The organism is Streptomyces sp. LZ34, assembly GCF_053890475.1.
Map to the genome: position 1 here is coordinate 9,056,279 of NZ_CM132680.1, position 24,945 is coordinate 9,081,223.

Sequence of the window (24,945 nt, forward strand, 5' to 3'; positions counted from 1 at the left end):
GCTCTCCCCCCGGAGCCGGAACCCATACGCTCCCGGTGAACGTCCCCCTGTTGGGGGCACTCGCCCGGAGCGTCGGGGAAAGCCCTGGTCATCGCCTATGGTCTTAGCCCAAGGCGCGGCAGTTGAGGCAAGCGAGGGACGGACGACGAATGGCGCAGGCGTACACGCAGGAGACGGCACAGCACGGGGGAGACGCTCCTGAGCCGACCGGCTCTCGGGCCCGGCGCCTGCTCGACCGGCTCCGGCGTGACCGCGGGATCTGGCGGCGGGGGCTGGTCCTCGCGGCGATCGCGGTGCTGCTCGCGCTGGTCATGATCTTCCACGCCGAGATCCCCAACCGCGTGGGCAACCTCGGCAGTCTGCTGGAGACCTTCCTGCCCTGGCTGGGTCTGCTGATCCCGATCCTGCTGGTGCTCGCGCTGGTCCGCCGGTCGGCCAGCGCCGTGCTCTCGCTGGTGCTGCCGATCGCCGTATGGCTGAACCTCTTCGGCGGGCTGATGTTCGCCGACAAGTCCGGCGGCGACGGCGATCTGACGGTCGTCACCCACAACGTCAACGCGGACAACCCCAACCCGGCCGAGACCGCGAAGGACGTGGCCGCCTCGGGCGCGGACGTGGTGGCCCTGGAGGAGTTGAAGAGCGCCGCGGTGCCGACGTACGAGCGGGCGCTGGCGGGCACCTACCGCTACCACACGGTCCAGGGCACGGTCGGGCTCTGGAGCAAGTACCCGCTCTCCGGCACCAAGCCGGTGGACATCAAGCTCGGCTGGACGCGGGCGCTGCGCACCACCGTCGCCGCCCCCGACGGCCGCGTCGCCGTGTACGTCGCACATCTGCCATCCGTCCGGGTGAAGTTCAACGCGGGCTTCACCGCCGGGCAGCGCGACGACAGCGCCGACGCGCTGGGCGAGGCCATCTCCGACGAGCCGCTCGACAAGGTGATTCTGCTGGGCGACCTGAACGGCACCATGAACGACCGGTCGCTGGCCCCCGTCACCTCGCAGATGCGGTCCGCGCAGGGCGCGGCGGGCGACGGCTTCGGCTTCAGCTGGCCCGCGTCGTTCCCGATGGCGCGCATCGACCAGATCATGGTGCGCGGGATGGCGCCGGTCTCGGCGTGGACCCTGCCGCGGACCGGGAGCGACCATCTGCCGGTGGCGGCGTCGGTCAAGCTCTGAGAACTGCCGACGAGACCTACAGACCTAACGACATGTTCACCTGGGCGATTCTCCCAGGGAACAAAACGCGTGAGAGACTTTGTTCCGGAAGAGAACATACACGTCCCTTGCCGTTTTCTCCTTCGTTTGAAAGGTCTCTCATGCCCCTGGCCCTGCTCGCACTCGCTGTGAGCGCCTTCGGCATTGGTACTACCGAGTTCGTGATGATGGGCCTGCTGCCCAACGTCGCCGACGATCTGGGCACCTCGGTGCCGACAGCCGGGTACCTCGTCTCCGCCTACGCCATCGGTGTCGTGGTGGGCGCTCCGCTGCTGACCGCCCTCGGCTCCCGCATCCCGCGCAAGCGGATGCTCATCCTTCTCATGGCGCTCTTCACGGTGGGCAACCTCGCCTCCGCCCTGGCCCCCTCCTTCGGGCTGCTGGTGGCCGGACGGGTGCTCGCCGGGCTGCCGCACGGCGCGTTCTTCGGCGTCGGCGCGGTGGTCGCGGCGCGGCTGGTGGCGGAGGAGCGGCGGGCCCGCGCGGTCGCCACGATGTTCCTCGGCCTCACCGTCGCCAACATCGTCGGCGTGCCCGTGGCCACCCTGCTCGGCCAGCGCCTCGGCTGGCGCGCCACCTTCGTCGTGGTCGCCGCGATCGGCATCGTCGCCATGGCCGCGCTCGCCCGGCTCATCCCGCAGATCTCCCTGGACCAGCAGGCCGGCCTCCGCCACGAACTGGGCGCGCTGCGTGACCGCCAGGTCGTACTCGGGCTGCTCACCGCGGTCTTCGGCTTCGCCGGCGTCTTCGCCGTCTACAGCTACCTCTCCTCGATGATGACCGAGGTCACCGGCCTGGCCGAGACCTCCGTCACGGTGGTACTGGCCCTCTTCGGCATCGGCATGACCCTGGGCGCGCTGATCGCCGGACCGCTCACCGACCGGGCCCTGCGGCCCACGCTCTACGGGTCGCTGGCGGCGCTCGCGGCGGTGCTGGTGCTGTTCGACTTCACCGTGCACGTGCAGTGGGCGGCCATGGTCACGGTCGTGGTGCTGGGCGCGGTCGGCTTCATGACCACGACCCCGTTGCAGATGCTGGTCATGAACAAGGCCCGGCACGCCCCGACCCTCGCCTCCGCCTCCAACCACTCCGCCTTCAACCTCGCCAACGCGGGCGGCGCCTGGCTCGGCGGCGTCGCGATCGCGGCCGGCTGGGGCTGGACCTCGCCGACCCTGGTCGGCGCGGCACTCGCGGTGGTCGGCCTGGCCATCGCGGTCACGGCGGGCGCGCTCGACCGCGGTACGAGTGGGGCGTCCCGGGTGGTGGCGAGCAGCGAGTCGATGCCCCGTCTCACCGAGGTGGGCTGACCTCGCCGCCCGTACGGACCGCACACACGAGCGCGCCCCCGCCCCCGGCCCGACCGACGGCCGGTGGCGGGGGCGCGTTGCGGTGCGGGGGGCGCCGCCTCCGTCGGCGCCTTGGAACGCATCCCTGACTACGCTGTCGGCGCATGGACCCGATCTTCCGGCTTCCGCCCAATTCCCCGCTGTCCGTGGCCGTTTCCGAGGAGTGGGGCCTGATCCCGTTGCGTGTTCCGGCCGGTTGGAACGTCATCTACAACCAGCTGTCGGCCCGACGTCTGCCGGATGGAAGGGTCGAGGCCAACGACTCGGAGGACCTGTACTGGGCGCGTACGGCACCACCGCCGTGGCTGACCGCGGAGGAGGTGGTGGAGAAGGGCGGCCTGCGGGCTCGGGAGATCACCGTAGACGCCGGCTGGTACGGCGGCTGCGGCTTCCGCGTCGTCGTCCTCGACCCCGACTGGGACCATGAGCGGGCCTCTTGCACCACGCCCGACCTCGGCGAGTTCGTCGCCACCCTGGAGGCGTGGATGTGGATGATCACCCAGCGAGGGGAGCTCCCCACGTCGTGAGCCGGTGGGCTCAGCAAGTGGTCCAGCGACGGAGTCGTCCCTCGTCGGGCCGTTCGTATCCGGGGATGTGCATGGTCAGCCAGGTGCCGTCGCCGTGACCGCGCACGAACCCGCTGTCCTGTTCGTCCGGGAATTGCGCGGGATATGCGATGTACCCGAGCGGTTCCAAGGTGTCGGTGCGGAACAATAGATGCCGGTTCTTCTCGCCGTCGTGACGTCCGACGACGAGCACCTGTTTCGGGTCCAGGAAACAGGCGCCCGGGGTGAATTCCCAGTGATCCCATCGCCCGTCCTCGTTCAGCCGGATCTCGCTCCCCGTGAAGTCGCCCACGACGATGTCGTGCCAGGTACCGCCGAGCCAGTGGCGACCGTCGGGAGACACGTCCAGCGGGAACCAGCGCCCTCGGACGGGAGCGCTCTCGACGTTGTCGTGCCAGGCAGTCCAGATGCCATCCGCTGCGTGACCGTCGAAGTAGGCAAATCCCAGTCGGCTCCCATCGGGAGAGGTGATGATGTCCGTGATCCCCCGGTAGCGGGATTCCGCTCTACCGGTGATCTGCCAGTCCGACGTCCTGACCACCCATCGCTCGGCGTCATCCACCCAGTTCTCGTCGGCGTATGGGCCGAGGACCGGTATGAAGGCCCACAACTCGGAGCCGTCGGAGCTGAACACTCCACAGGCCGGCACCGCGTCACCGCCGGCATCGCCGAAAGTGGGATATGTGGTGCGCCAGGCCACCCTTCCGGTCGAGTCAACGACCATCATGCACTCGGTGCCCGCGAGAACCACCCACCGGCGATCAGGGCTCACATCGATCCGGATGTCCCCATCCGGCTCCCGATATCGACACGCCAGCTCCTCTGGGACAGGGAAACGGGAGACGACCCGTAACGCGCGGTCCAGCACCATGACCTCGCGGGCGCAGGGGACTGCCAGGAAGCCGTCCGTCAGCAATCGCACCGCGCCGCGTAGTGGCACGGATGCCTCCGCGACCAGCTGCGCCCGCGCCCCGGGGCCCAAGGAGGCGTAAAGATCATCAGGCATGCGGGGAAGGGTACCCGTCCCTCCCGCCAGGGCGTTGAGGGAAGACCATTGCCGGTCCCGCGGATGCGGGCGGTGGCCGTCGCGTCGGACACCCCCCCGCGCTTCGCGCCCGCCTCGGCGACAGCCTTGTGCACTCCGTCGACATCGACCCGGACCTCGTCGAAACCGCCCGCGGCCGACTCGCCACCGCGGGATTTCAACCGCACCTCGCCACCGGCGACGGGCGAAGCGGCCACCCGGCACACTCCGCATTCGACCGGATCATCGCGACCTGCTCAGTCCCTGGCATCCCTGCCGCATGGATCGAGCAACCCCGGCCTGGCGGCATCATCATCGCCGACCTGTCCCTCGGCATCGAGGGCGGCCTCGTCCGGCTCGCCGTCGACGAGGAACGCCGCGCCCTCGGGCACTTCACCGCCACGACCGGGCGCTTCATGGCCGCTCGTGGTGACGCGCGCACGTACTCCCGGCGTGAGAGGGGCGCCGTACGCACCCGTGGCCGATTCCCGGGAGACCAAGGTCACCGCCGCGGACATCCGTGCGCACTACCCGTTCCACCTGGTGGCCGCCTTGCACCTCCCCGGTGTCGAGCTCGTCCACCACGTCGACGACGAGACCCGTGACTTGGCGCTACAGCTTCAGCGGCGTGACGGGTCGTGGGCCCGCGCCCCGCTCACCGGGGAGCACGTCGGCACCGTCACGCACGGTGGCGCCGTCGACCTGTGGGAGCAGATGGAGGCCGCCTGGCTCGGCCATCGCTGCCGGCGCCGGGTTCCGCCATCCTTCCCCCGTATGGTCGGCGGGAACGCCTCACTCGCCGACTTGACTCTGACACCGATGTGAGACTTTAGCGTCGCGTTCATGAGTTCGACGTCTCCCCGCGTGAACCGGCTCGCGCTCGGCGCGCTTGCCGCATGTCTGTTCGTCGTGGTCACGGCCGAGTACGTGGTCGTGGGTCTGCTGCCGGAGCTGTCCGACGATCTGCGGGTGTCCGTGCCCACCGCCGGGCTGCTGGTGACCGGGTACGCGCTGGCGACCACTGTCGGCGGTCCGCTGGTGACCGCGCTGACCCTGCGCGCACCGCGCAAGAGGGCGCTGCTGGGGCTGCTCGTGGTGTTCACGGCGGGCAATCTGGTGGCCGCGAGCGCCGACGGGTTCGGGCTGCTGATGGCCGCGCGGGTGCTCACCGCGCTGACCCACAGCACGTTCTTCGCGATCACGCTGGTCACCGCCGCGGCAATGGTCCCCGAGGCGCGGCGGGGCCGGGCGGTCGCCTTCGTATCCACCGGGCTGAACCTGGCCACCGTCCTCGGCGCTCCGCTCGGCACCTGGATCGGCAACGCCCACGGCTGGCGGGCGGTGTTCTGGACCCTCGGCGCGGTCAGCGCGTTGGCGTTCGTGGCAGTCGGGCTGTTCGTCCCGGCCATCCGCCCGGACGCGACGCCCCGGCTCCGTGACGGGCTCGCGGCGCTTCGCGCCCGCCGGGCCGTCGTACTCCTCGCGGTCACCCTGGTCGCCGAGACCGGATTCTTCGTCGTCTACACCTACATCGCGCCGATACTCGGCGGCGTCGCCGGATTCGGCGAGCGGTCGGTCACGGCCCTGCTGGTGGTCTTCGGCGGCGGGGCGCTCGTCGGGAACATCGTCGGGGGCCGGTTGGCCGACCGCCGCCCCCAGGGCTCGCTGCGCGCCCTGATCGGCGCGCTGGCGACCGGGCTGGCCGTCTTCGCGGTCACCAGCCACTGGGCCGCGACGGCCGCGGTGACGGTGTTCGGCCTCGGCGTGGTCGCCTTCGCGCTGGTGCCGGTTCTGCAGACCCGGGCGGTGGCCGCCGCGCCGGACGCCCCCACGCTGGCCGTCTCCGCGTACACCTCTGTCTTCAACCTCGCCATCGCGGCCGGGTCCTGGCTCGGCGGCCGGGTCCTGGGGAGCGGCGGCCTCGGCCTGACCACACTCGCCCCGGTCGGCGCGCTCGTCGTGCTGGCCGCGCTGGGTCTGGCGGCCGACAGGGTCTTCACGGGGCGCGGCGGCGTGACCGGCCGTCGGCCGAGCCGAAGCGACGGCGCCGAGCCTGCGCGGCAGAGCCAGACCCTGTGATCCCCGGACCGGCCTCGCGGCCGCCGGGAACCGCACATCATCCATCCACGGAAGGAACACCTCCATGACCACCACATCAACCCTTGGACGCATCGTGCGCGGCACGGGCCCCGGGCTCCTCCTCGCCCACGGCGGCACCGGCAGCGTCGACGGAAACTACGGCCCGATCCTGGACGGGCTGGCCGAACGGTACAAGGTGGTCGGCCCCGACTACCCCGGCTCGGGCCGCACCCCGGCCGCCGAGGGGCCGCTCGACCTCGACCGGCTCGCCGACGACCTCGTCGCCACCGCCGTCGAGGAAGGGCTCGAGACCTTCGCGATCGCCGGGTACTCCCTGGGCGGCCCCGTCGCCCTACGCGCCGCGACCCGGCACCCGGAACGGGTGACCGCCCTGGTGCTGACCGCCACCTTCGCCCACCCGAGCCCGCGGATGCGGCTGCTGGTCGAGGACTGGCTGCGTCACCTCAGGTCGGACGACGAGGAGGCGGCGGCCCGGTGGATGGTGCTCGCCGGTGCCGGGGCGCCGTTCTTGGAGCGGATGACCGCCGAGCAGCTCGCGGAGGCGGTGGCCGGGGCCCGCGCCTCCGTACCGCCCGGGGCGGTCCAGCAGGTCGAGCTCGTCGGAAGCGTGGACGTACGCGAGGACCTCGGCCGGATCAGGGTGCCGACCCTGGTGATCTCCACCACCCTGGACGCGATGGCCACGCCGCACCACCACCGGCAGGTCGCGGACGGGATCGCCGGAGCGGAGTTCGCGGAGCTCCCCTCCGGCCACCTCCCGTTCGCGGAGGCCCCCGACGAGTGGCTGGCGCTGATCAGGAAGTTCCTGGACGCGCACGTGGGTGACTAGTACTCCAGCCGTTAGATCGTGATCTTGCCGTCCAGTGTGGCTGGGCAGGCGAGATGGCGGGTTGGCGCATGTGATCAGTGTCGTGTCGCGTGCCATGCAACCAGTGCGAGTTCGGCCGTTTCGGTCAGCTCGGCCGCCGCAGCCCCATCGCGGGCGCGCTGCGACATGCCCTGGATGACCGTGGCGAAGTACGCGGCCAACGCACGGGGGTTGGCCGCATCGGATAGCTCGCCAGCCATCGCTCACCAAATCGAGGAGTAGTCAACAGCTATGGGCACGCGCACACTTGAGGGAAAGATCGCACTGGTCACCGGCGGCAGCCGAGGCATCGGCCGGGCCATCGCGCAACGTCTCGGCCGGGACGGCGCCACCGTCGCCGTCGCCTACGCCCGTGACGAGACAGCGGCGAACGAGGTCGTTGAACGCATCCGCAAGGACGGCGGCCGCGCCTTCGCCCTGCACGCGGAGTTGGGACGGCATGATGATGCGGCCTCCCTGTGGGCTGCCTTTGATGCCCATGCCGACCAGTACACGCCTGGCGGAGGCGTCGACATCATCGTCAATAACGCCGGCATCGGCTGCAGCTCTGATCTGGCGTCGCTGACCGAGGACGGCTTCGACGAGGTCTTCGCCGTGAACGTCCGCGCACCGTTCTTCATCGTGCAGCAAGGGCTGGAGCGGCTGCGCGACGGAGGGCGGATCATCAACATCTCCAGTGGTGCGGCTCGCCTGGCCATGCCGGAGATCATCGCCTACGGCGCCACCAAGGGTGCACTCGACACCTTCACCCTCACCCTCGCCAAGGAATTGGGGCCCCGAGGCATCACAGCGAACTCGGTGGCGCCCGGCGTCATCGACACGGACGTCAACGCGAGCTGGCTGCGAGGCAATCCGCAGGCCGAAGCCCACGCGGCGTCCCTGGCCGCGCTGGGCCGGGTCGGGCAGCCGGAAGACGTGGCTGACATCGTGGCCTTCCTCGCCTCCGACGACGCACGCTGGGTGACCGGCCGGGTGATCGACGCGACGGGCGGTTCTGGGCTGTGAGCCTCCCTCCTTGGGCGGGAGCACCTCGCGGTGATTTCCAGCCCGAGGGGGCCCGCTGGCGGGATGCGTTTGAGGACGTGATGGGCCGGGTGGCGGGCCGGTTTGCCTGGGTCGAATCCCGCCGTCGGGCGGCTCGGTTGGTGCTCGGGCTACAGCCGCCCACCAGCTCGGCCGGTCCGACTGGTGACGCCGCCACCAGGCCCGATCCCAGGCCAGCCACTACCGGCGACAAGCCGCTCAGACATGAAGATCACGATCTGACGGCTGGAGTGCTAGGCGGGGCGGGTTTCTCTCCCCGCCCCTTCCCGAACCATGGGCTCCGGGGGCCGGGAGCGGATCAGCCGTGTTCGCGCCAGCGGTTGGTGATCGGGAGGCGGCGGTCCTTGCCGAAGCCCTTGGCGGAGATCTTCGTGCCCGGCGGGTACTGTCGCCGCTTGTACTCGGCGGTGTCCACCAGCCGCAGAATCCGCGTGACCAGCTCGTCGTCGTAGCCCGCCGCGACGATCTCCGCCCGGCCCTGGTCCCGGTCGACGTACAGCTCCAGGATCTGGTCGAGCACGTCGTAGTCGGGGAGGGAGTCGGTGTCGACCTGGCCCGGGCGCAGCTCGGCGCTCGGGGGCTTGGTGATCGAGTTCTCCGGGATGGGCGGGGTCTGGTCGCGCTCTTCCGCGGCCTGGTTGCGCCAGGTCGCCAGGCGGAAGATGGACGTCTTGTAGACGTCCTTGATGGGGCCGTACGCGCCGACCGAGTCCCCGTACAGGGTCGAATAGCCGCAGGCCAGCTCGGACTTGTTGCCCGGGGCCAGCACGATGTGGCCCTCCTGGTTGGAGATGGCCATCAGCATCGTGCCGCGCAGCCGCGACTGCAGGTTCTCCTCGGCCAGGCCGGTGAGGTGCAGCGACTCCATGTAGGCGTCGAACATCGGGGCGATCGGGACCGTACGGAAGTTCAGCCCCGTGCGCCGGGCGAGCTCGGCGGCGTCGGCGATCGAGTGCTCGGAGGAGTAGCGGGACGGCATGGCGACGCCGTACACGTTCTGCGCGCCGACCGCGTCGCACGCGATGGCCGCGACGAGCGCGGAGTCGATGCCGCCGGACAGGCCGATCAGCACGCTGCGGAAGCCGTTCTTGGCCACGTACGCGCGCAGGCCGACGACGAGCGCGGTGTAGATCTCCTCGTCGTCGCCGAGCCGCTCGGCGTGGCCGCCGGACAGCTCGGGCTCGTACGCCGGGAGCGGGTCCGCGGAGAGCGTGAGGTGCTCGATGCGCAGCCCGTCGTCCACGACGCCCTGCGGCACGGAGCCGGGGTCGGCGGCGGGCAGGTCGAGGTCGAGCAGCACACACCCCTCGGCGAACTGCGGGGCGCGGGCGATCACCTCGCCGTCGCGGTCGACGACGATCGAGTCGCCGTCGAAGACCAGCTCGTCCTGGCCGCCGATCATGGCGAGGTACGCGGTGGTGCAGCCCGCCTCCTGGGCGCGCTTGCGGACCAGCTCCAGGCGGGTGTCGTCCTTGTTGCGCTCGTACGGCGAGGCGTTGATCGACACCAGCAGCCCGGCCCCGGCGGAGCGGGTGGCGGGCACTCGGCCGCCGTCCTGCCACAGGTCCTCGCAGATGGCGAGGGCGACGTCGACGCCGTGCACGCGGATCATGGGCAGCGTCTCGCCCGGGACGAAGTAGCGGAACTCGTCGAAGACGCCGTAGTTCGGCAGGTGGTGCTTGGCGAAGGTGAGCACCACGTCGCCGCGGTGCAGCACGGCGCCGGCGTTCTGCGGGGCCCCGGCCGGCTGGCCGAACCGCGGCTGGGCCCGCTCGCTGCGGTCGAGATAGCCGACGACGACGGGCAGCTCACCGAAGCCCTCGGCATCCAGCCGGGCGGCCAGCGCGCGCAGCGCGGCGCGGGACGCCTCGACGAAGGAGGAGCGCAGCGCCAGGTCCTCGACGGGGTAGCCGGTCAGCACCATCTCGGGGAACGCCACCAGGTGGGCGCCCTGCTCGGCGGAGTGCCGGGTCCAGTGGACTATCGACTCGGTGTTGCCGTCGAGGTCGCCGACGGTCGAGTCGATCTGGTTCAGAGCGAGGCGAAGTTGAGGCACGGCGCCCAGTGTAATCGTCTCTTTGACGCGATGGCCCTGAGTGTCTCCTTCGTCACGTCGGCCCGGTCTCCGTCGGCCCGGTCTCCGTCGGCCCGGTCTCCGTGGTCACGTGCGACGGAGACCGGGCCACGGTCCGGCTACTCCTGGTAACCGATGATCGTCATCAGCCCGGACTCCGAGTGGTAGACGTTGTGGCAGTGGACCATCCACAGCCCCGGGTTCTCCGCGTCGAAGTCGACGTTCACCTTGTGGTGCGGCAGCAGGATCGTCGTGTCCTTGCGCGGGCCGTCGTCCGGCAGCTGGAAGGTGTGGCCGTGCAGATGCATCGGGTGCCACATGTCGGTGCCGTTGATGAAGGACAGGCGGACCCGTTCGCCCGCGCGCACCGGATAGCGCTGCGACGGGTCGTACGGCTTGCCGTTGATCGCCCAGTCGTACCGCTGCATGGACCCGGTGATCCGCAGCCGGATCGTCCGGTCGGGGTCGCGGGGCTTCAGCCGCACGTCCTCCGCGGCCCGCAGCTCGTCCGCGGTGATCAGTCTGCCGTCCAGCTCCTTGGGGCGCACGGACGGCCGCGGCGCTCCGGCGGCCTCGCTGGTGCGCAGCAGGGCCATCGCGGAGCGCCCCTTGCCCTCGGCCAGCGCGATGAGCGGGAAGACCCCGTCCTGGGCGGTGACCACCACGTCATAGCGTTCGGCCATGCCCAGCAGCAGCGCGTCGGTGGTGGTGTGCTCGACCGGGAAGCCGTCGGTGTGGGTGACCGTCATGGTGTGGCCGCCGAGCGCGACGCGGAAGGCGGTGTCACCGCCCGCGTTGATGATGCGGATGCGGACGCGGTCGCCGGGCTTGGCGCGGAAGGCCCGGGGGTCGTCCGGGGTGCGGCCGTTGACCAGGTAGTACGGATACGCCACATTGCCCGGGTCGCCGCCCAGCAGCCGGCTCTCGGCGCCCCTCAGCAGCCGGGACGGGCCGGTGCGGGGGCCGTCGTCGTCTTCGGCGTCATCCCTGCCGCCGCCCGTATCGTCCATGCCTGCCATGCCCGCCATGCCGCCGCCGAGCTCCTCCAGCACCGCGTCCGGGGTGCTGCCGTCCACCCCGTCGACCCAGTCGTCGAGGATGACGATCCACTCCAGGTCGTACTCGAGCGGCTCCCTGGGGTCCTCGACGATCAGCGGCGCGTACAGCCCCCGGTCCAGTTGGACGCCGGAGTGCGGATGGAACCAGTACGTGCCCGGGTCCGGCACCGTGAAGCGGTAGTCGAAGGAGGCTCCGGCCTTGATCGGCGGCTGGGTCAGGCCCGGGACGCCGTCCATGTCGTTGCGCAGGGAGATGCCGTGCCAGTGCAGGGTGGTGGACCGCGGCAGGTGGTTGGCGAGCCGGACCGCGAGGGTGTCGCCCGCGGTGACCCGGATCGGCCGGCCGGGCAGCTCGTCCCCGTACGCCCAGGTCCTGACCGTACGGGCGCCGAGGTCGAGCGAGGTGGTGGTGGCGGTCAGCCGGATCTCCTGTACGGGCCCGCGCCCCCGCATCCGGTCGGTGGCGGCGACCTCCTCGCCGTAGGGGGAGACATAGCCCTCGCCGGGGCGGTGTGGGCCGTGTGGGTCGTCGAACGCGGAGGACGAGGGCGAGCAGGAGGTGAGCGGTACGCCGCCGCCCGCGACGGCGATCCCCGCGCCGAGCACGGCGCGGCGAGTGAATGCGTGCATGAGTGGGCACCCCTATGGCCGATGTGTGTGAGCTGCTTGGAAGGGGCGGCGCGTACGCCCGCCCCGCGCGGGGGTGCGGGGTGGGCGGACGCGCTCCTATATACGCAGCAGCAGCGCGGCACACAGGGGCATCCGGCGGCGCCAGGCGGTCGTCGCCCTCCGCTGTCCGCGCATCGCGTTCCTCCGGTCGCTCCGGTCGGCCACGGCCCCTACGATCGGTGTCGGCGCACGCCGACTTCGGCCAAACCTTACCCCCAAGGGGTATCGAAACCCGGGTGGCGGGCCCGGGCGCGAGGTGCTCGGAGCCGTCCGGGGCTACATGAAAGTACGATGCACACATCGTGGCGGGGAAAGCCGGGGAAAGCCGGGGAGAGGTGTGAAACCTCTCCGAAACCCTGTCGGGTGATACTGGGGTCCACAGGCGCCCCACACGTACCCCAAGTGCCGTCTGACCTGCAAGGATAGGGGACCATGGATAAGCAGCAGGAGTTCGTGCTCCGCACCCTCGAAGAGCGCGACATCCGGTTCGTGCGGCTGTGGTTCACCGACGTGCTCGGCTTCCTCAAGTCGGTCGCCGTCGCGCCCGCCGAGCTCGAAGGCGCCTTCGACGAAGGCATCGGCTTCGATGGCTCCGCCATCGAGGGCTTCGCCCGCGTCTACGAGTCCGACATGATCGCCAAGCCGGACCCGGGCACCTTCCAGATCCTGCCCTGGCGCGCCGAGGCCCCCGGCACCGCCCGGATGTTCTGCGACATCCTGATGCCGGACGGCTCCCCGTCGTTCGCCGATCCGCGCTTTGTGCTCAAGCGGATCCTGGCCAGGACCTCCGACCTCGGGTTCACCTTCTACACCCACCCCGAGATCGAGTTCTTCCTGCTCAGCCAGAAGCCCGTGGACGGCAGCCGCCCGGTGCCGGCCGACTCCTCCGGGTACTTCGACCACACCCCGCAGAACATCGGCATGGACTTCCGCCGCCAGGCCATCACCATGCTCGAGTCGATGGGCATCTCGGTCGAGTTCTCCCACCACGAGGGCGCGCCCGGCCAGCAGGAGATCGACCTGCGCTACGCCGACGCGCTGTCCACCGCCGACAACATCATGACGTTCCGGCTGGTCATGAAGCAGGTGGCGCTGGAGCAGGGCGTGCAGGCCACGTTCATGCCCAAGCCGTTCTCCGAGTATCCCGGCTCCGGCATGCACACCCACCTCTCCCTCTTCGAAGGCGACCGGAACGCCTTCTACGAGTCCGGCGCCGAGTTCCAGCTCTCCAAGGTCGGCCGCTCCTTCATCGCGGGCCTGCTGCGCCACGCCGGAGAGATCTCCGCCGTCACCAACCAGTGGGTCAACTCCTACAAGCGCATCTGGGGCGGCTCACAGCGCACCGCGGGCGCCGGCGGCGAGGCCCCCTCGTACATCTGCTGGGGCCACAACAACCGCTCCGCGCTGGTCCGCGTGCCCCTCTACAAACCCGGCAAGACCGGCTCCACCCGCGTCGAGGTCCGCTCCCTCGACTCCGGCGCCAACCCCTACCTCGCCTACGCCGTGCTGCTCGCGGCGGGCCTCAAGGGCATCGAGGAGGGCTACGAGCTCCCGGCCGGGGCCGACGACGACGTGTGGGCGCTGTCCGACGCGGAGCGGCGCTCCCTGGGCATCGAGCCGCTGCCGCAGAACCTGGGCGAGGCCATCTACCTGATGGAGCGCAGCGAGCTGGTCGCCGAGACGCTCGGTGAGCACGTCTTCGACTTCTTCCTGCGCAACAAGAAGCAGGAGTGGGAGGAGTACCGCTCCGAGGTCACGCCCTTCGAGCTGCGCAAGAACCTGCCGGTGCTGTAAGCCAGGGCTCCTGGCCGGCGTCGTCACGGCGTCGGCCAGGAGTTGAGGGCTCGCCCGTGTTGTTATGCTCCCGTCCGTGACTGGGGGCGGGGAGAGACGCGTCGACCTGACAGGCAGCGGCGCTCGCCCGCTCGAATCCTCGGACCCGCCGCGCATCGGTCCTTACCGGACCCTGGGTGTGCTGGGCACGGGCGGTATGGGCCGGGTCTACCTCGGTGTGGACGACTCCGGGCGGTTCGCGGCGGTCAAGCAGGTACTGCCCCACCTCATCCAGAACGATCATTTCCTGAAGCATTTCAGGCACGAACTCGACAACTTGGCCCGGCTCCCGGTGGGGCTGAGCGCCCGCCTGCTGGCCTCGGACCGCGCCGAGCGGCCCTCGTGGTTCGCCACCGAGTATGTGTCCGGGGTCGATCTCGCTCAGGCGCGGGACCTGCACGGAGCCGGGCTCCCCCCGTCCCACATGTGGCTGCTGATGCGCGAGGTCGCCCGTTCCCTCGCGGCCGTGCACGCCCTGGACGTGGTGCACCGCGATCTCAAGCCCTCCAACGTGATGCTGACGCTCGACGGCCTCAAGGTGATCGACTTCGGGGTGGCCCGCGCGGCGGACCAGAGTCGGCTGACCCTCACCGGGCAGACCGTGGGCACGCCCGCCTTCATGGCGCCCGAGCAGGCCATGGGACACAAACGGCTGACAGGGGCGGCCGACGTGTTCGCCCTCGGCTGTCTGATCTACTACGCCGCGCAAGGCGAACCGCCGTTCGGCGTCGGCTCCGGCCCCGATGTGCTCTTCCGCGTGGTGCACGGCGATCCGGAGCTCGGCCCGCTGCGCGCGGCCGACCCGGATCTGGCCGACCTGGTGGCCGCCTGTCTGGCCAAGGATCCGGCCGACCGCCCCACCGCCACGGAGCTGGTCACGAGGTGCGCCCCGAATCTGCCGACGGTGGTGACGGGCGACGCGGCAGGGGAAGCCAGTCCGGTCTGGCCGCGCGAAGTCACGGCCCTGATCGCCCAGAGGGCGGCCTTCGCCGATCGCGAGATCGCCGATCGTGAGACCCTCACCGCTTCCGCGGCCGTCCAGGACCCAACCGCCGAGCACGGCACGTACGGCACGACGCCGTACGAAACCGCGGTATCGGGCGAGGAGCCGCTCGATGCCCCCCGCCGTCGGCGAAGAGGCGGCCTCGCCGTACTCGCCATCGCCGCGGTGTGCGTGGCGGCGATCGCTGGTTTGATCATCTGGGCGGCGCACGGCACCGACCGGGACAAGGCCGCGGGCGGCACCGGCGGCGCGGCCGGCGCCACCACGACGCCCAGGACCCACCGGCCCACCCCCTCGCAGACCTCGCAGACCTCGTACACCACCCCGCCCGCTTCGCAGCCTCCGTCCTCCGAGCGACCCGGATCCTCCTGGCAACCCCGAGGAAAGGGCGGACCGGATCTCGTTCCGTCCGGCTACGCCGTGCTGGGAGGCGTCGACATCGCCGCCTACTGCCGGAGTCAGGGACCCGATCTCCAAGCCGTCCTCGGTGTCGGCGCCGACGACAACGTCTTCGGTTGGAGGTGCGGCACACCGGGGGGACGACGGCCGTACAAGAGCACGGACATCGACGTCTCGGTCGCGGCGGCGTGTACCCAGCAGTACGACTCCGACGCGATCGCGCACTACTACGACATCGACAACGCGCACTCCTGGCAATGCTGGGGCCCCTGACACTCGTCCGGCGCTGACCTCACACGTCACCATCCGCCCCGCAGGGCCTAGGCTCGTCAGCGGGCCCGCCCTGGTCACCGGGGCGCGGGCCCGTGGGCGGCGGCACTCGAGAGGCACGGGAGGCGGCGGCATGTCCGTACCGCAGGGACGCAGAAGCAGCAACTTCACCCGGCTGCTGCGGCACGGCTTCACCGACCCCTCCGCGGCCCAGCGGCTGCTGGACGTGCCCGAGCTGTCCGCCGTACGGAGCGACCCGGTGCTGCTGGAGGCGCTGGGCGCGACCGCGGACCCCGACCTGACCCTGCGCGGGCTCGTACGGCTCGTCGAGGCGCTGCCGGACGGCGGGGCGGCGGGCGGTCCGGCCGTCGGCTCGCGGCAGGCGCTGCTGGACACCCTCGTCACCGCCAAGCCGCTGCGCGACCGGCTGCTCGGGGTGCTCGGCGCGTCCGAGGCGCTGGGCGACCACCTCGCCCGGCACCCGGGGGACTGGCAGGCCCTGGTGACGTACGAGTCGGTGGATCTGCACCCGACCACCCCCGAGTTCGAGCGGGCCCTGGCCGAGGGCATCTGGGGCCCGCCCGGGGCGGGCCGGCCCCGGCCCGACGCGCTGCGCATCGCCTACCGCCGCGCGCTGCTGGCCATCGCCGCCCGCGATGTGTGCGGCACCACCGACGTGGCCCAGGCGGCCGCCGAGCTGGCCGACCTGGCGACCGCCACGCTGCGCGCCGCGCTGGAGATCGCCGCCGAGGAGCAGCCCGAGGACGCCGCCGCCTGCCGGCTCGCCGTGATCGGCATGGGCAAGTGCGGCGGCCGGGAGCTCAACTACGTCTCCGACGTGGACGTCATCTTTGTGGCAGAAGCCCCCGAAGGAGCTGTAGGCGTCGAGGAGGGCCAGGCGGTGCGGGCCGCGACCCGGCTCGCCTCCCGGCTGATGCGGATCTGCTCCGAGGCCACCGTCGAGGGCAGCATCTGGCCGGTCGACGCCAACCTCCGCCCCGAGGGCCGCAACGGGCCGCTGGTGCGCACCCTCTCCAGCCATCTGGCGTACTACCAGCGGTGGGCCAAGACCTGGGAGTTCCAGGCGCTGCTCAAGGCCCGGCCGGTCGCGGGCGACGCCGAGCTCGGCCGGGCGTACGTGGACGCCCTCGCGCCCATGGTGTGGCAGGCCGTCGAGCGCGAGAACTTCGTCCCCGACGTGCAGCAGATGCGCCGCCGCGTCGTCGAGAACATCCCCGTCGCCGAGATAGACCGCGAGCTCAAGCTCGGCCCCGGAGGTCTGCGCGACGTCGAATTCGCCGTTCAGCTGCTTCAGTTGGTCCACGGGCGGTCCGACGAGACGCTGCGCAGCGGCACCACGCTCGACGCGCTCGCGGCACTGGCCGCGGGCGGCTACGTGGGGCGCTCCGACACCGCCGCGCTGGACGCCGCGTACCGCTTTCTGCGCTCCATGGAGCACCGCATCCAGCTGTACCGGCTGCGCCGCACCCATCTGGTGCCCGAGGACGAGGCCGACCTGCGGCGGCTCGGCCGTTCCCTCGGCTTCCGTACGGAGCCGGTGGCCGAGCTAGGCGCGGCGTGGCGGCGCCACGCGCGCGAGGTCCGGCGGCTGCACGAGAAGCTCTTCTACCGGCCGCTGCTGGACGCGGTCGCCCAACTGGAGCCCGGCGAGACCCGGCTCAGCTCCAAGGCCGCGGGCCAGCGCCTGGAGGCCCTCGGCTACGCCGATCCGGCGGCCGCGCTACGACATCTGGAGGCGCTGGCGTCCGGTGTGACCCGTAAAGCGGCGATTCAGCGTACGCTGCTGCCCGTGCTGCTGGGCTGGTTCGCCGATTCCGCCGACCCGGACGCCGGGCTGTTGGGCTTCCGGAAGGTCTCCGACGCCCTGGGCAAGACGCCCTGGTATCTGCGGCTGCTGCGCGACGAGGGCGCCGCCGCGGAGAATCTGGCGCGGGTGCTGTCCGCCGGGCGGCTCGCCCCCGACCTGCTGCTGCGCGCCCCCGAGGCGGTCGCCCTGCTCGGCGACCCGGAGGGGCTGCGGCCGCGCGGCCGGGCCCACCTGGAGCAGGAGACCCTCGCGGCGGTCGGCCGCGCCGACGGCGCGGAGGCGGCGGTCGCGGCGGCGCGCGGGGTGCGGCGGCGCGAGCTGTTCCGTACCGCGGCCGCCGACATCATCGAGAGCGCGCGCCTGGCGAACGGCGCCGCACAGCCGTCGGTGAGCCTTCCGCCGCCCGGCGGCGCGGGGGCGGCGGGCGCCGGGGCGCTCGCGGCCCCCGGCGGCGCGCGGCCCCCCGCCACCGGGCCGGGCACCCCGGGCCCCCTCCGCCCCGCCGGGGCGGCGAAGCCGGCCGGGGCCGCCCATGCCGCCGCGGCGGCCAAGGGCGTTCCGGGGGCGGGCGAGCCGCCGCTGGACCCGCCCGCGCTGGTCGACCTGGTCGGGGACGCCGTCTCCGACCTCAACGCCGCGACGATCGCGGGCGCGCTGCGCGCCGCGGTGCGCGGGAAGTGGGGCGACCAGCTGCCCACCCGCTTCGCGGTCATCGGGATGGGCCGGTTCGGTGGCCACGAGCTGGGCTACGGCTCGGACGCCGACGTGCTGTTCGTCCACGAGCCGCGCGAGGGCGTGGACGAACAGGAAGCCTCGCGCGCCGCGTTCGCCGTGGCCAACGAGATGCGGCGGCTGCTCCAGCTGCCCACCGTCGACCCGCCGCTGGCCATCGACGCCGACCTGCGACCGGAGGGCAAGTCCGGCCCGCTGGTGCGCACCCTCGCCTCGTACGCCGCCTACTACCGGCGCTGGTCGCTGGTCTGGGAGAGCCAGGCGCTGCTGCGTGCCGAGCCGGTCGCGGGCGACCCCGACCTGGGCGCCCGCTTCATCGAGCTGATCGACCCGCTGCGCTACCCCGCCGAGGGCCTCGGCGAGGACGCGGTCCGCGAGATCCGGCGGCTCAAGGCCCGGATGGAATCCGAACGCCTGCCCCGCGGCGCCGACCCCACCACCCACACCAAGCTGGGCCGCGGCGGCCTGTCCGACGTCGAGTGGACGGTGCAGCTGCTCCAGATGCGCCACGGCTGGGCCGAACCGGGCCTGCGCACCACCCGCACCCGCGAGGCCCTGGCCGCCGCCCACGCCGCCGAACTGATCGGCGCGGAGGACGCGCAGACCCTGGACGAGGCCTGGGTGCTGGCCACCCGCGCCCGCAACGGCATCATGCTGGTCCGCGGCCGCCCCGGCGACACCTTCCCCGGCGACAGCCGCGAACTGGCGGCGGTCTCCCGCTACCTGGGCTACGGCCCCGGCATGGTCGGCCAGATGCTCGACGACTACCGCCGCACGACGCGGCGGGCGCGGGCGGTGGTGGACCGGCTGTTCTACGACTACGAGGGCTGAGGTCACACCGCCTGCACACAGACCGCTCCGGTCCGCAGTACGCCCTGCCCTCGAGTCGGAAGCGACCACCCCTCTTCCGGGCCGGCATATGAAGCAATGGGCGCCGCGCGGAGAAATGCCTCACCCGAATGCACGGACAGGTGCCTTCGCGTCGCCGATCCGAACCGAGGGCGAAGGAGCGTATATGCGGACATCGGGTGTGTGTATCGCCGCGGTCGGGACGTATCTGCCCGACAGCGTGAGCGTGACCGAGGCCGTTCGGCAGGGCCGGCTGGACGCCGAGGAAGCGGAGCGGTCCGGTCTGCTCGGAGCGGCCGTCGCGGGCGACACTCCGGCACCGGAGATGGCCGTCCGCGCGGTCCGCACGGCGTTGGGGCGCTGGGGCGGCGACACCTCCGAGCTGGGGCTGCTGCTCTACGCCGACGTCTACCGCTGCGGCCCCGACGGCTGGCTTCCGCAGTCCTATGTCATGCGTGAGGCGGTCGGCGGCGCACTGCTGGCGGTGGGCGTCCGGCAGGGATGCAACGGCGTCTTCGGGGCGCTTGAGCTGGCAGCGGCACATCTGCGGGGCGGCGGCAGCGAGGCGGCACTGATCGTCGCGGCCGACAACATGGGCTCACCTCTGGTGGACCGCTGGCAGTCGAGCCCGGGCTACTTCCTCGCCGACGGCGCCTCGGCGCTGGTCCTCACCCGGTCCGCCGGCTTCGCCAGGCTGCTCTCCGTCAACTCCAGGGCCGTGCCGGAACTCGAGGCATTGCACCGCGGCACTCAGCCGCTGGATCCGTCCGGCACGGCCCGGCCAGTACCGCTCGACCTCCGGGCCAGGCGGGAGGAGTTCCACGCCGGCGGCGACTGGCCGAAGGGCTGGAAGCAGAGGATGATGGAGGCCCAGCGTGAACTGTTGGCCACAACCCTCGACGAGGCAGGCGTCGGCGCCGAGGACATGAGCCGCCTCGTCACCCCCCATACGAGCCGGGAAATGACCGACGCGTGGACGTCCTCCCTGGGCCTCACCCTGGAGCAGTCGTCCTGGGGCTTCGGCCGCCGGGTGGGCCACATCATGGCCGGCGACCAGCTGGCCTCCGTCGAGCATCTGCTCATGGCCCAGGAGATCGGCCCCGGCGACCGCCTCCTGCTGGTGGGATCAGGCCCCGGCCTGGGCCTCGCGGCGGCCGTGGTGGAGGTCACCGCGCTCCCGTCGTGGGCACCCGGACGCCACGCCCGGATACCGGACGCGGCCGCCGACGGGAGGCATTGATCGCGACGGCGACCGCGCTGTCGTGTCTCAGCCCCGCGGTGTGAAATGGCAGGGGAGCCGCGTCATTCCGTGGATGGACGTCCCGGTCAGAAACTCGGGCTCACCCGCCTCGATATCGGGCAGCACCTGCAGCAGTTCCCGGAAGAGGATCCTCAGCTGCGCCCTGGCGAGCTGGGCGGCCAGGCAGTAGTGCGCACCGCCACCGCCGAAGGACAGATGGGGGTTGGGATCGCGGGCGAGGTCAAAACGTCCCGGTTCGCGGAAGACGGCCGCGTCGCGGTTGCCCGAGGCGTAGAACATCACCACCTTGTCCCCGGCCGGGATGTGCCGGCCGCCGAGCCGGGTGGGGGCCACCACCGTACGGCGGAAGGTCAGCACCGGTGTGGCGTAGCGCAGGATCTCCTCCACGGCGGAGCCGATCCGGCCGTCGAGGTCGGCCAGCAGCCAGGCGCGTTGCTCGGGCAGGTCGGTGAGCAGTCTGAGCCCGTGGCCGATGGTCTGCGTCGTACTGTCGTTGCCCGCCAGGCACAGCAGCAGGAAGAAGTCGGCGATGTCGTCGTCGGTCAGCCGGTCCCCGTCGACCTCGGCCTGGACCAGGACGGTCATCAGGTCCGGAGCCGGGCGGCCACGCCGTAACCCGGCCAGATTCAGCGCCATGGCGCGCAGTCTGCGATGGCCCTCGATCAGAAGCTCCAGAGGGCCCTGCTCGTCCCCGCCCTCCCCGTCCGTGCCGCTGCCGCTGATGCTCTGGGAGACCGTCGCGGCCACGGTGTCCTGCCATTCGCGGGGGATGCCCATCACATCGGAGATCACGCGCATGGGCAGCAGCGATGCGCAGTCCCGCATGAAGTCGGCCCTGCCGTCGGGGCGGCGGGCCAACTCGCCGACGATCCGCCGCGCGTGGGCCTCGATCCGCTGTCGCATCCCAAGGATGTGCCGCGGGGTGAAGGCGCCGCTGACCAGCCGTCTGATCTTGGTGTGCCGGGGCGGGTCCATGGCGAGCAGGGACTGGGAGCCTTCGACCAGACCCTCGGGGATGTTCTCGAGCAGCACACCGGCGGACGAGGCGAACAGATCGGCGCGGCGGCTGACCGCCATGATGTCCTCATGCCGGACGACGGCCCAAAAGCCCGTGTCGTCCGGGTCCGGCAGCAGCCTCCCCTCCACCGGCCGGTGCCAGGACACCGGCCGCTCGGCGCGCAGCAGGGCGAAGGACCGCTCCCGCTCCTCGGCGGTCTGCGACCAGAAGGCCAGGGACGACAGGTCCACGGGGTCATAGCGCTTCTCACCGGCGTGGACGGCGCGTGGGGCATCCATTTTCCCTCCAAGAGCTGACCTGGGAGCGGCGGGTGCGGTTCACCGCCGATGGCGGACAGGGGGCCGGAGTGCTTGGCGAACCCTTGTCCTCTGCCCGTTCCGTCCTGAGCGGCGGTCGACAACGATCGGAGCCCCCCGCGCATCCGATACGCGTACGCGTATGGGGACCGGCTCAGGCCCCGCCCACCGCCAACTGCGCGCCCTCGCTTGGGCTTTCGGCTCCGGTCGTCGTTTCCGTCTTGGCCTCGCGCTGGTCGTACTCGGTGCGCGCGGTGGCGATCTCGTCCTGGTGGTCCTCGGTCCAGGTGACGAGCGCCTGGATGGTGTCGTGCAGCGTCGCGCCGAGCGAAGTGAGCTGGTAGTCCACGCGCGGCGGGACGACCGGGTGCACCGTACGGCGCACCAGCCCGTCGCGCTCCAGGTGGCGCAGCGTCACGGTGAGCATGCGCTGGCTGATGCCGTCGATCTCGCGCCGCAGTTCGGTGAAGCGCAGGGTGCGGCGGTCGAGCAGGGCGATGACGAGCAGCGACCACTTGTCGGCCACGCGGTCGAGGATCTGACGGACCTCGCAGCCCTCTCGGGTGTCCCACTGGCGGGGGTCGTTCTCGGTTCCCGTGCAGTGACTCGGTGACTTCAAAGTGCCTTCTTCCATGGTCGTTCAGGGTGCATCAGGATCGAGGCAGTAACAAGAGGGAACCGACAGGCGTCCCGGTAACCGCTCGCGACGCGTCCCCTCTTCCTTCCTCCTCTCTTTCTTCCTGCTTCAAGGAGCTGTGCTGTGTCCACGTCGTCCACGTCACCACCGCAGGAGACCGTCCCGGAGTCCGGCGCCCCCCGCTTGAACGGGCGCGCCTTGGGAGTGCTCTTTGTGCTGTGCGGAGCGATCTTCCTGGAGGGCATCGATGTGGCCATGCTCAATGTGGCCCTGCCGTCGATCCGCGCCGACCTGGGGATGTCCACCGGTGAGCTGCAGTGGGTGATGAGCGCGTACGTCGTGGGTTACGGCGGGTTCATGCTGCTGGGCGGAAGAGCGGCGGACCTCTTCGGCCGCCGACAGATGTTCCTGTTGTGGCTCACCGTGTTCCTGCTCTTCTCCGGCCTGGGCGGCTTCGCCGACGACGGACCGACGCTCATCGTCGCCCGCTTTGTGACGGGGGTCGCGGCCGCGTTCATGACCCCGGCCGGACTGTCCATCATCACGACCAGCTTTGAGGAGGGGCCGCAGCGAGACAAGGCCCTCCTCGTCTACTCCGGCACCGCGGCCGGAGGCTTCTCCATCGGCCTGGTCGTCGGAGGGCTGCTGACCTCGGCCGACTGGCGCTGGGTGTTCTTCGCGCCCGTTGTCCTGTCGTTCCTCATCCTGGTCGCCGCGCTGGCCCTCGTCCCCAAGTCCGAACGGCCCGACCGCACCGGACAGCGTGTCGATCTGCTCGGGGCGCTCACCGTGACCGGTGCGATCGTGCTTCTCGTCCTCGCCGTCGAACGCGCCGCCCACACCAGCGTGGGCCAGACGCTCGGCACCCTCGCCGCCGGCCTCGTACTCCTCACCGTCTTCCTGCTCACCGAACGCCGGGCGGCCGCCCCGCTGGTGCGGCTGGGGATCTTCCGTAGCGGCCCCCTGGTACGCGCGAACCTCTCCGCGCTGTTCTTCTCGGGCGGTTTCTTCGGCTTCCAGTTCATCGCCGTGCTGTATCTGCGGGAGCTGCGAGGCTGGTCCACGGTCGAGACCAGCCTCGCGCTCCTGGTGATCGGCATCGACGCCGCGCTCTCACCCACGCTCACCCCCAGACTCGTCAACCGCTTCGGCAACGCCCGGGTCATCTTCGGGGGTCTGGTGCTGGCCGTGCTGTCGTACGCCCTGTTCCTGCCGGTCGGCGAGGACTGGACGTACGCGGCGATGTTCCCCAGCTTCATCACCCTCGGCCTGGCCTTCTCCCTGGCGTACGGCCCGCTCACCATCGTCGCGACCGAAGGCGTCAAGGAGGAGGAGCAGGGCCTTGCCGGAGGCCTCCTCTACACCTCCTTCCAGTTCGGCGCCGCCCTCGGCCTGTCCACGGTCACCGCCGTCAACGTCGCCGCCACGGGCGACAGCGGATCCCCTCAGGCCCTGCTCGACGGCTACCACGCCGCCCTGCTCGTCCCGCTCATCGCGGCCGCCCTGGCCGCGCTCATCAGCGCGTTCGGCCTCCGCGGCCGTGGCCGTGGCCGGGGCCGCGCCTGCGACGAGGCGGTGGCGACATGGCGCTGAAGGTCAGCTTTTTCTCCGACGTGGAGGGCGAGTTCTTCCAGTACGTCAGCGACATCGCGTACGCGACCATGATCACCGTCGACAAGAAGAACCGCCCCCGGGCCCGCGTACTCCTCCCCATCTGGGAGCTCGTGGACGGCCGCCCCGTCGGCTGGCTCGCCGCCTACAGGACACCGGTGAAGTCGGCCCACTTGGCGAACAATCCGCACACCACCTACTCGTACTGGAGCCCTCGCCAGAACGCCGTGTTCATCGACAGCGTCTCCACCTGGGTCGAGGACGAGCCCACCAAGCGCTACGCCTGGGAGCTCTACCGCAAGGGCAGCCCACCCGGGGTCGGCTACGACCCTCGCGGATACTGGCGCGGCGGACCGACAGACCCGGAGTACCACGTGTTGCGCATCGAGCCGTGGCGGGTGCAGGTGCTGCGCGGAAGGGATTTGCGCAGCAAGATCTGGGCCGCCGAAGGCGGCGCGTAGAGACCGTCGGTGCGCTCCCGGCCGTCACTGGTAGAGGTAGGTGGCCGGAGCGGTGCTGCTCCCCCCGGTGGTGGTGACGGCGACGGCGACGGCGCCCAGGGCATGGGCGGGCGTGATGGCGGCGACCGTCGTGTCGGAGATGACGCCGAACGCGGCCGGGACGCCGCCGAACGTCACATCGGTCGTGGTCTGCAGACCGGTGCCGGTGATGGTGACGGTCTCGCCCCCGGTGGTCAGCCCGGTGAGCGGAGTGAAGCCGGTGACGTTCGGCGCGGCGACATAGGTGAAAGAGGCGGTGCCCGCGACCCCACCCCTGGTCGTGACGGCCACGGTGGCGACGCCCGCCGCGTGCGCCGGGGCGGTGACGTGCAACTCGCTGTCGGACACGACGGTCGGCACTACGGACGAGCCGCCGATGCTCACCGCTGTGGCGGTGAGCAGACAGCGGCCCGTGATGACGAGGGTGCCGCCGCCCGTGAGCGGCCCGGACGACGGACTGATGTCGGTGACGACGGGCGGGGGGATGTAGAAGAACGGCTCCGGAGCGCTCGGGCCTCCCGCCGTGGTCACACTCACCGGGACCACGCCCGAGCCCGCCGGGGAGACGACCGTCACCGCGGTGGCCGTGTTGCCGGTGATGGCCGCCTGCCGCGGGCCGAAGCGCACCGCGGTGGCGCCGCCGAGGTCGGTGCCCGTGATGGTCACCGTGTCGCCCCCGCCAGTGGATCCGTTGCTCGGTGATAAGGGCATGGACTTCCTCCTCGTACGCATGCACTTGTCC

The 24,945-nt window shown here is 71.4% G+C and carries 19 protein-coding genes and 1 pseudogene; 14 read left to right on the plus strand and 6 right to left on the minus strand.

Going from position 1 to position 24,945, the window contains the following annotated elements:
- The first annotated feature begins 149 nt into the window (after positions 1 to 149).
- The 3 genes from ACWY4P_RS38510 (at position 150) to ACWY4P_RS38520 (ending at position 3,090) form a co-directional block, all read left to right on the plus strand.
- A complete protein-coding gene (locus tag ACWY4P_RS38510) occupies positions 150 to 1,178 on the plus strand; it encodes an endonuclease/exonuclease/phosphatase family protein (RefSeq protein WP_456205203.1) in 1,029 nt (342 codons plus the stop codon).
- Positions 1,179 to 1,318: 140 nt separating this feature from the next.
- Positions 1,319 to 2,524: an MFS transporter gene (locus ACWY4P_RS38515; protein ID WP_456205204.1), complete on the plus strand. Its 1,206-nt coding sequence runs from the start codon at positions 1,319 to 1,321 to the stop codon at positions 2,522 to 2,524.
- A 143-nt stretch (positions 2,525 to 2,667) separates the two neighbouring features.
- The gene (locus ACWY4P_RS38520; protein ID WP_456205205.1) at positions 2,668 to 3,090 is read left to right on the plus strand and encodes a hypothetical protein; all 423 of its coding nucleotides are present in this window, start codon (positions 2,668 to 2,670) and stop codon (positions 3,088 to 3,090) included.
- Positions 3,091 to 3,100: 10 nt separating this feature from the next.
- On the opposite strand, the gene ACWY4P_RS38525 is transcribed toward ACWY4P_RS38520, so the two are convergent.
- Positions 3,101 to 4,135, minus strand: a complete 1,035-nt coding sequence (locus ACWY4P_RS38525) for a hypothetical protein (protein WP_456205207.1) — start codon at positions 4,133 to 4,135, stop codon at positions 3,101 to 3,103.
- A 128-nt stretch (positions 4,136 to 4,263) separates the two neighbouring features.
- Here ACWY4P_RS38525 and ACWY4P_RS38530 point away from each other — a divergent pair.
- The 5 genes and pseudogenes from ACWY4P_RS38530 to ACWY4P_RS38550 all read left to right on the plus strand — a co-directional run.
- Positions 4,264 to 4,419 (plus strand): annotated as a pseudogene (locus ACWY4P_RS38530) (methyltransferase domain-containing protein); the annotation flags it as partial.
- 211 nt (positions 4,420 to 4,630) lie between these two features.
- Complete coding sequence (locus ACWY4P_RS38535; protein ID WP_456213373.1) at positions 4,631 to 4,978, plus strand: hypothetical protein; 348 nt, start codon at positions 4,631 to 4,633, stop codon at positions 4,976 to 4,978.
- A gap of 18 nt (positions 4,979 to 4,996) precedes the next feature.
- Positions 4,997 to 6,232, plus strand: coding sequence for an MFS transporter (locus ACWY4P_RS38540; RefSeq protein WP_456205208.1), 1,236 nt, complete (start codon positions 4,997 to 4,999; stop codon positions 6,230 to 6,232).
- Between the two features lie 64 nt (positions 6,233 to 6,296).
- Positions 6,297 to 7,082 carry an alpha/beta fold hydrolase gene (locus ACWY4P_RS38545; protein WP_456205209.1) on the plus strand — a complete coding sequence of 262 codons (786 nt, stop codon included), beginning with the start codon at positions 6,297 to 6,299 and terminating at the stop codon, positions 7,080 to 7,082.
- A 270-nt stretch (positions 7,083 to 7,352) separates the two neighbouring features.
- Positions 7,353 to 8,126 carry an SDR family oxidoreductase gene (locus tag ACWY4P_RS38550; protein ID WP_456205211.1) on the plus strand — a complete coding sequence of 258 codons (774 nt, stop codon included), beginning with the start codon at positions 7,353 to 7,355 and terminating at the stop codon, positions 8,124 to 8,126.
- 337 nt (positions 8,127 to 8,463) lie between these two features.
- On the opposite strand, the gene ACWY4P_RS38555 is transcribed toward ACWY4P_RS38550, so the two are convergent.
- A complete protein-coding gene (locus tag ACWY4P_RS38555) occupies positions 8,464 to 10,221 on the minus strand; it encodes an NAD+ synthase (protein WP_456205212.1) in 1,758 nt (585 codons plus the stop codon).
- Positions 10,222 to 10,358: 137 nt separating this feature from the next.
- Positions 10,359 to 11,927: a multicopper oxidase family protein gene (locus tag ACWY4P_RS38560; protein WP_456205213.1), complete on the minus strand. Its 1,569-nt coding sequence runs from the start codon at positions 11,925 to 11,927 to the stop codon at positions 10,359 to 10,361.
- A 471-nt stretch (positions 11,928 to 12,398) separates the two neighbouring features.
- On the opposite strand from ACWY4P_RS38560, the gene glnA reads away from it, so the two are divergent.
- The 4 genes from glnA (at position 12,399) to ACWY4P_RS38580 (ending at position 20,120) form a co-directional block, all read left to right on the plus strand.
- Entirely contained in the window at positions 12,399 to 13,760 is a 1,362-nt protein-coding gene (glnA, locus tag ACWY4P_RS38565; RefSeq protein WP_456205214.1) for a type I glutamate--ammonia ligase, read from the plus strand.
- Between the two features lie 76 nt (positions 13,761 to 13,836).
- Entirely contained in the window at positions 13,837 to 15,474 is a 1,638-nt protein-coding gene (locus tag ACWY4P_RS38570) for a serine/threonine-protein kinase (protein ID WP_456205216.1), read from the plus strand.
- Between the two features lie 130 nt (positions 15,475 to 15,604).
- Positions 15,605 to 18,862, plus strand: coding sequence for a bifunctional [glutamine synthetase] adenylyltransferase/[glutamine synthetase]-adenylyl-L-tyrosine phosphorylase (locus tag ACWY4P_RS38575; RefSeq protein ID WP_456205218.1), 3,258 nt, complete (start codon positions 15,605 to 15,607; stop codon positions 18,860 to 18,862).
- Between the two features lie 184 nt (positions 18,863 to 19,046).
- On the plus strand, positions 19,047 to 20,120 hold the full coding sequence (locus ACWY4P_RS38580; RefSeq protein WP_456205219.1) for a ketoacyl-ACP synthase III family protein: 1,074 nt from the start codon (positions 19,047 to 19,049) through the stop codon (positions 20,118 to 20,120).
- Between the two features lie 27 nt (positions 20,121 to 20,147).
- Here ACWY4P_RS38580 and ACWY4P_RS38585 read toward each other — a convergent pair whose 3' ends face one another.
- Both ACWY4P_RS38585 and ACWY4P_RS38590 read right to left on the minus strand, forming a co-directional pair.
- The gene (locus ACWY4P_RS38585; RefSeq protein WP_456205221.1) at positions 20,148 to 21,437 is read right to left on the minus strand and encodes a cytochrome P450; all 1,290 of its coding nucleotides are present in this window, start codon (positions 21,435 to 21,437) and stop codon (positions 20,148 to 20,150) included.
- A gap of 172 nt (positions 21,438 to 21,609) precedes the next feature.
- Positions 21,610 to 22,089: a winged helix-turn-helix transcriptional regulator gene (locus ACWY4P_RS38590; protein WP_456205222.1), complete on the minus strand. Its 480-nt coding sequence runs from the start codon at positions 22,087 to 22,089 to the stop codon at positions 21,610 to 21,612.
- Between the two features lie 186 nt (positions 22,090 to 22,275).
- Between ACWY4P_RS38590 and ACWY4P_RS38595 the strand changes: the two genes are divergently transcribed.
- Positions 22,276 to 23,685, plus strand: a complete 1,410-nt coding sequence (locus ACWY4P_RS38595) for an MFS transporter (RefSeq protein WP_456213199.1) — start codon at positions 22,276 to 22,278, stop codon at positions 23,683 to 23,685.
- The gene (locus tag ACWY4P_RS38600; RefSeq protein ID WP_456205223.1) at positions 23,676 to 24,164 is read left to right on the plus strand and encodes a pyridoxamine 5'-phosphate oxidase family protein; all 489 of its coding nucleotides are present in this window, start codon (positions 23,676 to 23,678) and stop codon (positions 24,162 to 24,164) included. The genes ACWY4P_RS38595 and ACWY4P_RS38600 overlap by 10 nt, the downstream gene beginning before the upstream one ends.
- 24 nt (positions 24,165 to 24,188) lie before the next feature.
- Here ACWY4P_RS38600 and ACWY4P_RS38605 read toward each other — a convergent pair whose 3' ends face one another.
- Entirely contained in the window at positions 24,189 to 24,914 is a 726-nt protein-coding gene (locus ACWY4P_RS38605; protein WP_456205224.1) for an IPT/TIG domain-containing protein, read from the minus strand.
- Positions 24,915 to 24,945 lie beyond the last annotated feature (31 nt).